Raw genomic sequence first — 14,770 nt, 5'->3', positions numbered from 1 at the left:
ACCTGTTGAGAGTGTTGAGATGCTGAGAATTGCCGTGCCCAACAAGGGCTCCCTGTCCGAAACCGCGGCGCAGATGCTGCACGAGGCCGGGTACACCGGGCGTCGCGACCCGCGCGACCTCGTCGTGTCCGACCCGCGCAACGGCGTCGAGTTCTTCTACCTGCGTCCGCGGGACATCGCCACCTACGTCGGCAGCGGGGCGCTCGACGTCGGAATCACCGGCCGGGACCTTCTGCTTGATTCCGGCTCCCCGGCACGAGAGATCGCGAGCCTCGACTTCGGCGACTCGACCTTCCGCTTCGCGGGCCCCGCCGGACGCTTCGGCGAGCTGAGCGACCTCGAAGGGCTCCGCGTCGCGACGAGCTACCCCGGTCTCGTCGAAGCCTTCCTGGCCCGTCACTCCGTCACGGTCACCCTCGTGACCCTCGACGGCGCCGTCGAGTCCGCCGTGCAGCTCGGTGTCGCGGATGCCGTCGCCGACGTCGTCTCGACCGGAACGACCCTGCGCAAGGCCGGCCTCGAGATCTTCGGCCCCGTGATCCTCGAATCGACGGCGGTCCTGATCACCTCCGAAAATGAGAACACCGGGATCCACACGCTCCTCCGTCGCCTGCAGGGCGTGCTCGTCGCACGCCAGTACGTGCTGATGGACTACGACATCCCCCTCGTCAAACTCGACGCGGCCTGCCTGCTGGCTCCCGGAATCGAGTCGCCGACGGTGTCGAGCCTGCACGACCCCGATTGGGTCGCCGTGCGAGTGATGGTCCCGCGCCACGACAGCAACCACATCATGGACGCCCTCTACGAACTCGGCGCCCGGGCCATCCTGATCAGCGCCATCCACAACGCCCGCCTCTAGGGCCCGATCGTGGGCAGAATAGCAGCGGAGGTGCAATCGTGAGTCTTGCCGTGCGGGTCATCCCGTGCCTCGACGTGGCCAACGGCCGGGTCGTCAAGGGCGTCAACTTCCAGAACCTCAGGGATGCGGGCGACCCGGTCGAACTGGCCCGCCGGTACTACGAGCAGGGCGCAGACGAACTCACGTTCCTCGACGTCACCGCGACCGTCGACAACCGGGCGACGACGTACGACGTCGTGCGCGCCACCGCAGAACAGGTCTTCATCCCGCTCACCGTCGGCGGCGGCATCCGGGGTGTCGAGGACGTCTCCCGGCTGCAGGCGAGCGGGGCCGACAAGGTCGGCGTCAACAGCGCCGCGATCCTCCGCCCAGCCCTGATCGGCGAGATCGCCGACCGCTTCGGCTCCCAGGTGCTCGTGCTCTCGCTCGATGTGAAGCGCAGCGGCCGCACGGAGTCCGGCTTCGTCGTGACGACCCACGGCGGTCGCACCGAGACCGACCTCGACGCCCTCGCCTGGGCGCGGCTCGCGATCGAACTCGGCGCGGGGGAACTGCTCGTGAACTCCATCGACGCGGACGGCACCAAGGCCGGGTTCGACCTCGAACTCATCGGCCTGATGCGCGATCTGAGCACCGTTCCGGTGATCGCCTCGGGCGGCGCCGGGCGGGTCGAAGACTTTCCGCCCGCCATCCGGGCGGGCGCGGACGCCGTTCTTGCGGCATCCGTCTTCCACAACGGCGAGCTCAGCATCGGAGACGTCAAACACGAACTCGCCAGGGAAGGACTCGTGGTGCGCTGATGACACCCCTGCAGACCATGGAGGACGCCCTCGGGTGCGCCGTCTTCAATGCGGACGGCCTCCTGCCCGCCGTGATCCAGCAGTGGGACACCCGTGAGGTGCTCATGCTCGGCTGGATGGACGAGGAAGCCCTCCGGCGGACCTTCTCAGAGGGCCGCGTGACGTTCTGGTCGCGCTCGCGCCAGGAATACTGGCGCAAGGGTGACACGTCCGGGCACGCCCAGTACGTGCACGGCGCCGCGTTCGACTGTGACTCAGACACCCTGCTCGTGCAGGTCGACCAGGTGGGCGGCGCCTGCCACACCGGAACCCGCACGTGCTTCGACGGGCGGGACATCGACGTCGCCCACGGCGTAACGCCCGCTGCCACCCCCGACGCCCCGGACGGAGAACACGCATGACGACGGATGCCCCCACGACGACGGCAGGCACGACAACCGCTGGTACCACAACGGCAGGCACGACGACGGCGGCGCAGTTCGACGAGCTCGTGGCCGGGCACCGCGTCATCCCCGTGATTCGCGAACTCTTCGCCGACGGTGAGACCCCCGTCGGCATCTACCGCAAGCTCGCGGCCGGGCAGCCGGGCAGCTTCCTGCTCGAATCGGCGGAACAGGGCGGGATCTGGTCCCGGTTCTCCTTCGTCGGGGTGTCTTCGTTCGGCGTCCTCACCCAGGAGGGTTCGGAAACCCGGTGGATCCCGTACGGCGTCGACGCCGCACGCGTCCTCGGCCCTGCGGCGGCCCAGCCGCCGCTCGAGGCCCCTCGCCACCCTGTACGCCCGCTGGCAGACTCCCCGGCTCCCCGAGCACCCGCCCCTGACCGGTGGTCTCGTCGGCTTCATCGGCTGGGAGGCCGTTCGCCAGCTGGAGCGGCTGCCCAACCAGCCCACCGCCGACTACGACGTACCCGGCCAGGCCTTCAGCTTCGTGGCCGACCTCGTCGCGATCGACCACAAGTTCGGCACCGTCCAGCTGATCGCCAACGTCCTGAACGACGGGATCGATGCCGCAGACACCCTGTGGGCGAGCGCCCAGGCCAGGCTCGATTCGATGCAGGCCCGGCTCGCCGTGCCCGCGGAGGCCTGGCTCGCCGAGGTCGACATGTCGGCCCCCGCGACCATGCGCGCCAGGACCACCCGCGACGACTTCCTCGCCTCCGTCGACACCGCCAAGCAGCACATCGTCGATGGGGACATCTTCCAGGTCGTCATCTCCCAGCGTTTCGACCAGGACTGCACCGCGGACCCGATCGACGTCTACCGGGTGCTTCGCAGCCTCAACCCCAGCCCGTACATGTATCTGCTCGGCCTCGAATCCGCCGCGGGGGAGCCGTACTGGATCGTCGGATCCTCCCCTGAGGCCCTCGTCAAGGTGCAGAACGGACGCGTGTTCACCCACCCGATCGCCGGATCCAAGCCGCGCGGCGCAACCCCGGAGCAGGACGCCGACTTCGAGACCGAGCTCGCCGGGGACCCCAAGGAGGGTGCTGAACACCTGATGCTCGTCGACCTCGCGAGGAACGACCTGCTCAAGGTCTGCGCACCCGGCTCCGTCGAGGTCACCGAGTTCAAGCGCATCGAACGCTTCCAGCCACATCATGCACCTCGTCTCCTCCGTCGAGGGCAACCTGCTGCCTCGGAAGACGGCCATCGACGTGTTCCGGGCGACCTTTCCCGCCGGAACGCTGTCCGGGGCCCCGAAGCCACGGGCGCTTGAAATCATCGACGACCTCGAACCCACCCAGCGCGGTGTCTACGGGGGCGTGGTCGGCTACTTCGGGTTTGCCGGAGACGCCGACCTGGCCATTGCCATCCGTACGGCGACGATCAGCAACGGCGTCGCCAGGGTGCAGGCCGGGGGAGGCCTCGTCGCGGACTCCGATCCCGCGAGTGAGTTCCAGGAATCGGTCAACAAGGCCACGGCGCCGCTGCGCGCCGTGGCGATCGCCAACGCCATGAAGCGGGTGCACTAGGTGAAGCGAACCGGCCGCACCCTCAAGCTCCGGCTGGTGCTCCTCGTGATCGCCGCCAGCGGACTCGCACTCCTCGCCTGGAGCCAGGTCTGGGTCGACGTGCGCGTCGTGCAGGGATCCTCGACCGTCCAGCTCCCGATCAGCGGTTCGACTGCCGCGGGCGCGCTGAGCGCCCTCTCCCTGGCCGGCATCGCCCTTGCCGGCGCGCTCACGATCGCGGGCCCCGTGATCCGGGTGGTGCTCGGCGCGCTCGAGGTGCTGCTCGGCTTCTCGGTCTCGCTCGGCGCCGGCCTCGCCATCGGAAACCCCGCGGCCGCGAGCGCGGCCGCCATCACCAAGGCGACCGGCATCGCCGGCAACGCCTCGATCCAGGACGGCGTGACGGCTGCGGCCCTGACGCCCTGGGCCTTCGCCGGTTTCGCGGCCGGCGTCGTGATGGTCGCCGCCGGTGTCGGCATCCTCGTGACGGGTCCCCGCTGGCCCGGCACGACGAGCAGATACCAGGCCGTGCGTTTCGAGTCCGCAGACGGTGCCCCCGGCGCCCTCGGTGCAGCGGCCGTCGCCCCCGGCACGACGGCGGGTGCGGACGATCGCGAGGATGCCGTCATCACCTGGGACGGGCTGACCCGCGGCGACGACCCCACCGATACGGCCGGTGACCGGTGACCTGTGATCGACGCCGCCGCTAGACTTGAGCAGCACCAGGACCCACATTCCACGCGTTCGCAGAGGACGCCCCTCCGTACGCAGTTGACGCCCAAAAGGAGAACCATGAGCTTCGAGTCGGTAGACCCAGGCGAAGGCCACTCGATCGCGGCCTGGACGGCCGTCGTCGTCATGCTCGTTGCGATCACGATCGGCACCGTCGCTTTCTTCCTCAACGTGCCATGGCTGGTGTGGGCCTCTGCGGTGCTCCTCGTCCTCGGCCCCATCGTCGGCTTCGTTCTGAGCCGGCTGGGCTACGGCGTCGCCGACGCCGCGCCGCACGAGAGTCATTAGCCGAGTGCTTTCCGAACTCCTCGCCGGGGCACTGTCCGACGCCGCAGAACGGCGCCTGACCCGCCCGTATGCCGCCGTTGAATCGGCGGCCCTCGATCGCTCCCCCGCCATAGACGCCCTGCACGCCCTCACACCGGCCGAGAGGGTGAAGATCATCGCGGAGGTGAAGCGGGCGAGTCCGTCCCGTGGCACCCTCGCCGAAATCTCCGATCCGGCGGCCCTCGCCGTCTCCTACGAGTTCGGTGGGGCGAGCGCCATCAGCGTGCTCACCGAAGGACGCCGGTTCCTCGGGTCCCTCGCCGACCTCGAACAGGTGCGCGCCGCCGTGTCCGTCCCCGTGCTCCGGAAGGACTTCATCGGCGAGCCGTACCAGGTCCTCGAAGCGAGGGCCGCAGGAGCCGACCTCGTGCTCCTCATCGTCGCCGCGCTCGACCAGGCCACCCTGGGATCCCTTCAGGCCCTCGTGCGCGAACTCGGCATGACGGCTCTCGTCGAGACCCACAGTGCCGAAGAGGTCGACCGCGCACTCGACGTCGGTGCGAGCCTCGTCGGGGTCAACGCCCGCGACCTGTCGACGTTCCAGCTCGACCAGGAGCTCTTCGGCCGCCTCGCCGACCGCATCCCCTCCGGCGTCGTCCGCGTCGCCGAATCAGCGGTCAAGACGGCCGCGGACGTCGCCCACTACCGTGCCGCCGGCGCCGACGTCGTCCTTGTCGGCGAAGCGCTCGTCACGAACGATCCCATCCTCACCCTTACCGAATTTCTGGCGGTTTTAAATGTCAACGTCCCTTCGAACCGAAACAGGCCCCTACTTCGGCGACTTCGGAGGCCGGTTCGTCCCGGAGTCGCTCGTGGCAGCCCTCGACGAGCTCACGAAAGAATATTCGCTGGCAAAGGTCGACCCGGCCTTCGCGGCCGAGCTGATGGAACTCCACAAGAGCTACACGGGACGCCCGTCGATCATCACGGAGGTGCCGCGGTTCGCCGCGCACGCCGGTGGCGCCCGGGTGATCCTCAAGCGGGAAGACCTCAACCACACCGGGTCACACAAGATCAACAACGCCCTCGGCCAGGCGCTCCTCACCAAGCGCATCGGCAAGACCCGGGTCATCGCCGAGACCGGCGCCGGCCAGCACGGCGTCGCGACCGCGACCGTCGCCGCCCTGTTCGGGCTCGACTGCGTGGTCTACATGGGCGAGGTCGACACCGAACGGCAAGCCCTCAACGTCGCACGGATGCGCCTCCTCGGCGCAGAGGTCGTCTCCGTCCGCACCGGGTCACGCACCCTCAAGGACGCGATCAACGACGCCATGCGCGACTGGGTCACGAACGTCGAGACCACCAACTACATCTTCGGCACCGTCGCAGGTCCGCATCCGTTCCCCGCCATGGTGCGCGACTTCCAGAAGATCATCGGAGAAGAAGCCCGCGCCCAGGTACTCGAGCTCACCGGGCGCCTCCCCGACGCCGTCACGGCCTGCGTCGGCGGCGGCTCCAACGCCATCGGAATCTTCTGACGCCTTCCTGGACGACCCCGACGTCGCCCTCTACGGGTATGAGGCAGGCGGAGAGGGCGTCGAGACCCCTCGCCACGCCGCGACCCTGACCAAGGGCCGCCCGGGGATCCTGCACGGGGCACGCAGCCTCATGCTCCAGGACGAGGACGGCCAGACCGTCGAGTCGCACTCCATTTCGGCCGGGCTCGACTACCCGGGCGTCGGACCCGAGCACTCCTGGCTCTCGACCATCGGACGGGCCACCTACCTGCCGGTCACAGACGCAGCGGCGATGGACGCGTTCCGCCTCCTCAGCCGCACGGAGGGCATCATCCCGGCAATCGAGTCGGCCCACGCCCTCGCCGGAACCCTCGAGCTCGGCAAACGTCTCGGACCGGAGGCGACCATCCTGGTGAGCCTCAGCGGCCGCGGGGACAAGGACATGGAAACGGCCGGCCGATACTTCGACCTGCTCGACGAAGGTGCACAGCAGCTATGACCGCAACGACGAACACCACCACAACCGTGACACCCAACCGCACGAGCCGGGTCGAGGCGACGATCGCCCGCCGCAGGGCCGAGGGTGGCGGCGCCCTGATCGGCTACCTTCCCGTGGGATTCCCGACCCTCGCGGAGAGCATCGAGGCCGCGGTGGCCCTCGCCGAGAACGGTGTCGACATCATCGAGCTCGGGCTGCCGTACTCCGATCCCGTGATGGACGGCCCCGTGATTCAGGCTGCGACCCAGCAGGCGCTCGCGAACGGGTTCCGGCTGCGTGACGGCATCGAAGCCGTCGCGGCCATCACGGCCCGCGTCGACGCCCCTGTCCTCGTGATGACCTACTGGAACCCGATCCTGCAGTACGGGGTCGACCGCTTCGCCGAGGACCTGCTCGCCGCGGGCGGCGCAGGCCTGATCACCCCCGACCTCATCCCCGATGACGCCGCGGACTGGTTCGCCGCGAGCGAGCGCACCGGGCTCGACCGGGTCTTCCTCGCAGCGCCGTCGTCCTCGGACGCCAGGCTCGCCCACGCCGTCGAGGTCAGCCGGGGTTTCGTGTATGCCGTCTCCACCATGGGTATCACCGGGGCGCGTTCAGACGTCGACTCCGCCGCCCGCATCCTGATCGACCGGCTGCGCCTCGCCGGCGCGACGAGCGCGTGCGTCGGCCTCGGGATCTCGACGCCGGAGCAGGTGCGCGAAATCCTCGGCTATGCGGACGGCGCAATCGTCGGTTCCGCGCTGGTCAAGGCTCTGTCCGACGGGGGAGTTCCCGCACTCGGGGAGCTCGCTGCCCGGCTCGCCGCCGGGGCGACCGGGATCCGCGCCGCCGTTTAGGGCGTGCGCCCGTTTAGGGTAAGTTGACCGAGGCGAGCTCCCACGCTTCCCCGCTACGAAAGGTAATACCCAGGTGTCTTTTCTGCTGAGCATTCCGAGCCCAGGCCCCGAGTGGAGCTACTTCGACCTCGGCATGTTCCGGGTGCACGCGTACGCGTTGTGCATCCTGGCCGGCATCATCGCGGCGACGGTCATGACGAGCAGGCGCCTCAGCAACCGCGGCGGCGAGCCGGGAGTCGTACTCGACATCATCCTCTGGGCCGTTCCGCTCGGCATCGTCGGCGCCAGGGCGTACCACGTACTCACCCACCCCGCCGACTACTTCTTCGCCGGTGCGAACCCCTGGGAAGTCTTCGCAATCTGGAACGGCGGAAACGCCATCTTCGGAGCGCTCATCGGCGGAGCCGTCGGCGCATACATCGGCTGCCGGATCTCCGGGGTGAAATTCTGGTCCTTCGCGGACGCCCTCGCCCCCGGAATGCTCATCGCCCAGGCCATGGGACGCCTCGGCAACTGGTTCAACACCGAACTGTTCGGCCTGCCGACGACCCTGCCCTGGGGGCTCGAGGTGCCGTCGACGAACGCGGCATTCCCCGTCGGGCTGCCGGCAGGCACCCTGTTCCACCCGACCTTCCTCTACGAGATGATCTGGAACACGATCGGCGTCATCCTCATCCTCCTGATCGAACGCCGGATCACGCTCCGCTGGGGACGCGCCTTCGGCGTCTACCTGGTCTGGTACGGCCTCGGCCGCACCTTCTTCGAGTCGATCCGCATCGACCCGAGCGAGATCTTCTTCGGCATCCGCACCAACGTCTGGGCCGCGATCATCGCCGTGGTCCTCGGCATCATCCTGATCGTCGTGCAGGGCCGCAGGCACCCCGGACTCGAAGTCAGCGTGTATCGCACAGGTCGGGAATGGAAGCGCCCCGTGCCTGAGGTAGAATCTGAAGAGTTTGATACGGATTTCGAGGACCACGGTGATGAGGCCGTCGAACCCGCCGCATCGGGCGACGTTGCAGCCACAAGCACCAGCAACCCGCGCCTCCAGGCCTGAGACCGTACACCCGGCTCCCGCCTCCCTCCCGGTACGACGGGTCGGCGCCCACTGTACGCAGATGATCTCCACCCCCGCGGGCCAGCGTCGTCCCCACTTGCCAGCTACCTCTGAGGACGGTCCCATGCCGCAGTCACCCCTCTTTTCCCGCTTCAGCACCGTTCCCCAGCCCCAGGGGCTGTACAACCCCTGCCGACGAACGGGACGCCTGTGGGCTCGCCATGGTCGCGACACTCCGCGGAACCGCCGGGCACGACATCATCACGATCGCCCTCGACGCCCTCCGCAACCTCGAACACCGCGGCGCGGTCGGTTCCGACGCCGGCACCGGCGACGGTGCAGGCATCATCACCCAGATCCCGCACGACTTCCTGAGTGAGGTCGTCGAATTCGAGCTTCCCGGCGCCGGACGCTACGCGGTCGGCAACGTGTTCCTCCCGACAGACCCGACCGAACGCAGCGCCGTGAAACGCCAGATCGGCCGGATCGCCCAGGAGGAGTGCCTCGAGATCCTCGGCTGGCGCGAGGTCCCCGTGCGTCCAGACGAGGTCGGGAACCTCGCGAGGGCGGCCATGCCCGCCATCCAGCAGCTCTTCGTCCAGAGCACGCGCATCGACGACGACGGAGAGCGCCTCGCCGACATCGCGCTCGACCGCCAGACGGTTCGCCTCCGGAAGCGCGCGGAGCGGGAGCTCGAGACGTACTTCGCGTCGCTCTCCTGCCGCACCCTGGTTTACAAGGGCATGGTCACGACCCTCCAGCTCGAGCCCTTCTACCCGGACCTGTCCGACCCGCGCTTCGTGTCGAAGCTCGCGCTCGTGCACTCCCGGTATTCGACGAACACCTTCCCGTCCTGGCCGCTCGCGCAGCCGTTCCGCATGATCGCCCACAACGGCGAGATCAACACCGTGCAGGGCAACCGCAACTGGATGCGCGCGCGCCAGTCCCAGCTCGAATCCTCCCTGCTCGGAGACCTGGCACCCCTGCTGCCGATCGTCACCCCTGGCGGCAGCGACTCCGCGTCCTTCGACGAGGTCGTCGAGCTCCTCAGCCTCTCCGGCCGCTCCCTGCCGCACGCCGTCATGATGATGGTTCCGGAGGCCTGGGAGAACCAGACCGCGCTCGACGAGGAACGTCGCGCGTTCTACGAGTACCACTCGATGTTGATGGAGCCGTGGGACGGACCCGCCGCGATCGTCTTCACAGACGGTTCCCTCGTCGGTGCGACCCTCGACCGCAACGGACTCCGCCCCGGCAGGTACCTGATCACCGACGACGGCCTCGTCGTGCTCGCGAGCGAGATCGGCGTCCTCGACATCGACCCCGCCCGGGTCGTCCGCAAGGGCCGGCTCCGCCCCGGCAAGATGTTCCTCGTCGACACCGTCGAGGGACGGCTGATCGAGGACGACGAGATCAAGGCCGAACTCGCCGCCAAGGAACCGTGGGGAGACTGGCTCGACGCCGGTCGGATCAACCTCAAGGACCTGCCTGAGCGCGAGCACATCGTGCACCCGCCGGCATCCGTCGTGCGCCGCCAGCGCACCTTCGGCTACACCGAGGAAGAAGTGCGCATCCTGCTCGCGCCGATGGCGCGCACCGGTGCGGAACCCCTCGGTGCCATGGGCAGCGACACACCCATCGCCGTGCTGAGCGACCGGCCCCGGCTGATCTTCGACTACTTCACCCAGCAGTTCGCCCAGGTGACCAACCCGCCGCTCGACTCGATCCGCGAAGAGGTCGTCACCTCCCTCAAGCTCGGCCTCGGGCCGGAGCGGAACCTGCTGTCCGTCGGACCGGAACACGCCCGCCAGGTGGTCCTGGACTTCCCGGTCATCGACAACGACGAACTCGCCAAGATCCAGCACATCGACCCGGCACCCGGCAGCCGGACGACCTCGACCATCCGCGGCCTGTACCGCTTCGACGACGGTCCGGACGCCCTCGCCGACCGCATCGACGCGATGTGCCTCGAAGTCGACGACGCGATCGAGGCCGGAGCCCGCTTCATCGTGCTCTCCGACCGCGATTCCAACAAGGACCTCGCACCGATCCCATCGCTCCTGATGATCGCGGCCGTGCACCACCACCTGATCCGGACCGAGAACCGGATGAAGGTCGGCATCGTCGTCGAGGCCGGTGACGTGCGCGAGGTGCACCACGTCGCGCTCCTGATCGGCTATGGCGCCTCAGCGGTCAACCCCTACCTCGCCATGGAGACCTGCGAGGACCTGGTCCGCAGCGGGTACATCACGAACGTCTCACCCGAGAAGGCCGTGCGCAACGTCATCAAGGCCCTCGGCAAGGGCGTCCTCAAGATCATGTCCAAGATGGGCATTTCGACGGTCTCGTCCTATGCCGGAGCCCAGACCTTCGAGGCCGTCGGCCTCAGCCAGGGATTCGTCGCCCAGTACTTCACCGGAACGACGAGCAAGCTCGGCGGCATCGGCATCGACGTCATCGCCGCCGAAAACGAAGCGCGGCACGCCTCCGCCTATCCGGAGGACGCGGCGGTCACGGCCCACGAACGCCTCAGCACCGGCGGCGAGTACCAGTGGCGCCGCGACGGTTCGCCGCACCTGTTCAACCCGGAAACGATCTTCCGGCTCCAGCACGCGACCAGGACCGGCCGCTACGACATCTTCCGCGAGTACACCAAGCTCGTCGACGACCAGGCCGAGAGCCTCATGACGCTCCGCGGCATGTTCACCTTCGACAAGCACAAGCGGCACCCCGTGCCCCTCGACGAGGTCGAATCCGTCGCGTCGATCGTCACGCGCTTCGCGACCGGTGCGATGAGCTACGGCTCGATCTCCCCGGAGGCCCACGAAACCCTCGCGATCGCCATGAACCGGATCGGCGGCAAGTCGAACACCGGCGAGGGCGGCGAGGACCTCGACCGGCTGATCGACCCGCAGCGCCGCAGCGCCGTCAAGCAGGTCGCGTCCGGGCGGTTCGGCGTGACGAGCATGTACCTGTCGCACGCGGACGACATCCAGATCAAGCTGGCGCAGGGCGCCAAGCCCGGTGAGGGCGGCCAGCTGCCGCCGACCAAGGTGTACCCCTGGATCGCGCGCACCCGGCACGCCACAGCGGGTGTCGGCCTGATCTCACCGCCCCCGCACCACGACATCTACTCGATCGAAGACCTCAAACAGCTCATCTTCGACCTCAAACGGGCGAACCCGGATGCACGCATCCACACGAAGCTCGTCAGCCAGTCCGGCATCGGAGCGGTCGCCGCCGGCGTCGCCAAGGCGCTGTCCGACGTCATCCTGATCTCAGGCCACGACGGCGGCACCGGGGCGAGCCCGCTCAACTCGCTCAAGCACGCGGGCACGCCGTGGGAACTCGGACTCGCCGAAACACAGCAGACCCTGATGCTCAACGGTCTGCGCGACCGCGTCGTCCTGCAGGTCGACGGCCAGCTCAAGACCGGCAGGGACGTCATCATCGGCGCCCTGCTCGGAGCGGAGGAGTTCGGCTTCGCGACCGCGCCCCTGATCGTCGAGGGCTGCGTCATGATGCGGGTCTGCCACCTCGACACCTGTCCGGTCGGCGTCGCCACCCAGAACCCTGAACTGCGGAAGCGGTTCACCGGCAAGGCGGACCACGTCGTGAACTTCTTCGAGTTCATCGCCCAGGAGGTACGCGAGTACCTCGCCGAACTCGGCTTCCGCAGCCTCCAGGAGGCCGTCGGCCACCACGAGATCCTCGATGTCGACGGGGCGCTCGAACACTGGAAGACGGCGGGCCTCGACCTCGCGCCCATCCTCGACGGACCGGACTTCCCGGACTCCGAGCCGAGACAGTCCGGCCGGCCCCAGGAACACGAACTCGACAAGCACTTCGACAACGAACTGATCCGACGCGCGGGAAGCGTGCTCGAACACGGCGGCCGGGTCGAGATCGCCCTGCCGATCCGCAACACCGAACGGGCCGTCGGCACGATGCTCGGCCACGAGGTGACGATCCGTCACGGCGAGAACGGCCTTCCGGCCGGCTCGATCGACGTGACGCTCACCGGGTCGGCCGGACAGTCCTTCGGGGCCTTCCTGCCTGGCGGGATCACGCTCAGGCTGGAAGGCGACTCGAACGACTACGTCGGGAAGGGTCTCTCCGGCGGACAGATCGTCGTTCGCCCCGATCGCACGAGCGTCTTCTCTGCAGAGGACAACGTCATCGCCGGCAACGTGATCGGCTACGGCGCCACCCAGGGCAGCATGTTCATCCGCGGCATCGTCGGCGAACGGTTCCTGGTGCGCAACTCCGGAGCGACCGCGGTCGTCGAAGGCGTCGGCGACCACGCCCTCGAATACATGACCGGTGGGCTCGCCCTGATCCTCGGCCAGACAGGGCGCAATCTCGGTGCGGGCATGAGCGGCGGCACCGCATACGTGTACGGACTCCGCACGGAGGACGTCAACAGCCAGGCGCTCGAGTCAGGGGAGCTCACGCTCCTCCCGCTCGGCAGCGCCGACAGGGCGATCGTCAGCGATCTCCTCGAGCAGCACCGTGACCAGACGGATTCCGTGCTCGCCGCGGCTCTCCTCGCGGATCTCGAAACAACCATGTCCACATTCGTCAAGGTGCTGCCGCGGGATTACGCCGCCGTCCTGGCGACCAGGCAGAGCGCCGTCGACGAGGGTCTTGACCCCGACGGCGACATCGTCTGGAACCGTATCCTGGAGGTTACCAATGGCTGATCCGAAGGGATTCCTCAAGACGACGGCGCGCGAACTGCCGCCGCGCCGCCCGGTGTCCGTGCGCCTGATGGACTGGAAAGAGGTCTACGAACAGGGAGACGCCGCCGTTCTCAAACGCCAGGCCGGCCGCTGCATGGACTGCGGTGTTCCGTTCTGCCACCAGGGCTGCCCCCTCGGCAACCTGATCCCCGAATGGAACGACCTGACCTGGCGCGAGGAAGGCAGGCAGGCCATCGAGCGCCTGCACTCCACGAACAACTTCCCCGAGTTCACCGGGCGCCTCTGCCCCGCCCCGTGCGAGTCGGCGTGCGTCCTCGCGATCAGCCAGCCGGCCGTGACGATCAAGCAGGTCGAGGTCTCGATCATCGACCAGGCCTTCGCCAAGGGCTGGGTGCAGCCGCAGCCGCCGGGGCGCCTGACCGGCAAGACGGTCGCCGTGGTCGGGTCTGGTCCCGCGGGTCTCGCAGCGGCCCAGCAGCTCACTCGTGCCGGCCACACCGTCGCCGTGTTCGAACGCGACGACCGGATCGGCGGCCTGCTCCGTTACGGCATCCCCGACTTCCAAGATGGAAAAGAAGCACCTCGACCTGCGCCTCGCCCAGATGACGGCGGAGGGAACCCGGTTCCGGGCCGGCGTCAACATCGGCGTCGACATCACCTGGGACGACCTCCGTGCCCGGTACGACGCCGTCGTCGTTGCGACCGGCGCGCTCGTGCCCCGCGACCTGCCCGTCCCCGGGCGTGACCTCCCCGGCGTGCACTTCGCCATGGAATACCTCGTGCAGCAGAACCGCACGGGCGCGGGCGACGCGGTCGACAGCCAGATCACCGCGGAGGGCAAGCACGTCGTCGTCCTGGGCGGTGGAGACACCGGTGCCGACTGCATCGGGACGGCGCACCGCCAGCTCGCGGCATCCGTCACAAACCTCGCGATCGGCAGGCAGCCGGGCACCGAACGGCCCGAACACCAGCCGTGGCCGATGAACGCGACGCTGTTCGAGGTCTCGAGCGCCCACGAAGAGGGCGGTACCCGCGAATACCTCGCCTCGACGATCGAGTTCCTCTCCAACGAGGCTGGCGAGGTTCGCGCCATCCGCGTCGCCGAAACCGAGTACCTCGATGGCCGGCGCGTGCCCAAGGCGGGTACGGAACGTGAAATCCCCGCGGACCTCGTACTCCTCGCACTCGGATTCACCGGCCCGGAATCGACGGAGCTCACCAGCCAGCTGCACGTGCCGCTCGATGGGCGGAGTAATGTCGTTAGAGACGGTAACTACCAAACCAGCCACGAAGGCGTGTTCGTCGCCGGCGATGCCGGTCGCGGACAGTCCCTCATTGTCTGGGCGATCGCTGAAGGTCGTGCTGCTGCAGCCGCCGTCGATCGATTCCTCGAAGGTGAGACACAACTACCTGCTCCGGTCAAACCGACCGACCATGCCTTCGCCATCTAACGGTCCCTGTGAAGCGAACGATTAGCCGGAGGACGCCACCAAGCGGCCTCCAGAACCACAGATCAAGAATGCGCCTACCCGGCGCGGAAAACG

At 68.3% G+C, this 14,770-nt stretch carries 8 protein-coding genes and 4 pseudogenes; all 12 read left to right on the top strand.

Going from position 1 to position 14,770, the window contains the following annotated elements; translation table 11 throughout:
- The first annotated feature begins 19 nt into the window (after positions 1-19).
- Positions 20-859, top strand: coding sequence for an ATP phosphoribosyltransferase (gene hisG, locus KIV56_RS02845; protein ID WP_281535080.1), 840 nt, complete (start codon positions 20-22; stop codon positions 857-859).
- 38 nt (positions 860-897) lie between these two features.
- Positions 898-1,659 (top strand): imidazole glycerol phosphate synthase subunit HisF, encoded by a 762-nt coding sequence (gene hisF, locus KIV56_RS02840; RefSeq protein ID WP_281535079.1) that lies wholly within the window; start codon positions 898-900, stop codon positions 1,657-1,659.
- Positions 1,659-2,060 (top strand): phosphoribosyl-AMP cyclohydrolase, encoded by a 402-nt coding sequence (gene hisI / locus KIV56_RS02835; RefSeq protein ID WP_281535078.1) that lies wholly within the window; start codon positions 1,659-1,661, stop codon positions 2,058-2,060. The genes hisF and hisI overlap by 1 nt, the downstream gene beginning before the upstream one ends.
- Positions 2,057-3,633: pseudogene (locus KIV56_RS02830) on the top strand (anthranilate synthase component I). The gene hisI and the pseudogene KIV56_RS02830 overlap by 4 nt, the downstream one beginning before the upstream one ends.
- Positions 3,634-4,299 carry a Trp biosynthesis-associated membrane protein gene (locus tag KIV56_RS02825; RefSeq protein ID WP_281535077.1) on the top strand — a complete coding sequence of 222 codons (666 nt, stop codon included), beginning with the start codon at positions 3,634-3,636 and terminating at the stop codon, positions 4,297-4,299.
- Between the two features lie 105 nt (positions 4,300-4,404).
- Positions 4,405-4,632 carry a DUF6704 family protein gene (locus KIV56_RS02820; RefSeq protein WP_281535076.1) on the top strand — a complete coding sequence of 76 codons (228 nt, stop codon included), beginning with the start codon at positions 4,405-4,407 and terminating at the stop codon, positions 4,630-4,632.
- Positions 4,633-4,636: 4 nt separating this feature from the next.
- Positions 4,637-5,404: pseudogene (gene trpC / locus KIV56_RS02815) on the top strand (indole-3-glycerol phosphate synthase TrpC); the annotation flags it as partial.
- A gap of 4 nt (positions 5,405-5,408) precedes the next feature.
- Positions 5,409-6,627: pseudogene (trpB, locus tag KIV56_RS02810) on the top strand (tryptophan synthase subunit beta).
- Positions 6,624-7,466, top strand: a complete 843-nt coding sequence (gene trpA, locus KIV56_RS02805; RefSeq protein ID WP_281535075.1) for a tryptophan synthase subunit alpha — start codon at positions 6,624-6,626, stop codon at positions 7,464-7,466. Before trpB ends, trpA begins: the two are co-directional and overlap by 4 nt.
- 73 nt (positions 7,467-7,539) lie before the next feature.
- Positions 7,540-8,523 (top strand): prolipoprotein diacylglyceryl transferase, encoded by a 984-nt coding sequence (lgt, locus tag KIV56_RS02800; protein ID WP_281535074.1) that lies wholly within the window; start codon positions 7,540-7,542, stop codon positions 8,521-8,523.
- Positions 8,524-8,744: 221 nt separating this feature from the next.
- Positions 8,745-13,226, top strand: coding sequence for a glutamate synthase large subunit (gltB, locus tag KIV56_RS02795; RefSeq protein WP_281535073.1), 4,482 nt, complete (start codon positions 8,745-8,747; stop codon positions 13,224-13,226).
- Positions 13,219-14,677, top strand: a pseudogene (locus tag KIV56_RS02790) (glutamate synthase subunit beta). Before gltB ends, KIV56_RS02790 begins: the two are co-directional and overlap by 8 nt.
- Positions 14,678-14,770 lie beyond the last annotated feature (93 nt).

This window comes from Cryobacterium breve, assembly GCF_027594785.1.
GTDB lineage: Bacteria > Actinomycetota > Actinomycetes > Actinomycetales > Microbacteriaceae > Cryobacterium > Cryobacterium breve_A.
This window is presented reverse-complemented; position numbering and strand designations above follow the sequence as displayed.

What these genes read in the sequence shown, in the direction of transcription:
- hisG (WP_281535080.1), top strand. Translation starts at nt 20, where the DNA reads ATGCTGAGAATTGCCGTGCCCAACAAGGGCTCCCTGTCCGAAACCGCG.
- hisI (WP_281535078.1), top strand. Translation starts at nt 1,659, where the DNA reads ATGACACCCCTGCAGACCATGGAGGACGCCCTCGGGTGCGCCGTCTTC.
- KIV56_RS02820 (WP_281535076.1), top strand. Translation starts at nt 4,405, where the DNA reads ATGAGCTTCGAGTCGGTAGACCCAGGCGAAGGCCACTCGATCGCGGCC.
- trpA (WP_281535075.1), top strand. Translation starts at nt 6,624, where the DNA reads ATGACCGCAACGACGAACACCACCACAACCGTGACACCCAACCGCACG.
- gltB (WP_281535073.1), top strand. Translation starts at nt 8,745, where the DNA reads ATGGTCGCGACACTCCGCGGAACCGCCGGGCACGACATCATCACGATC.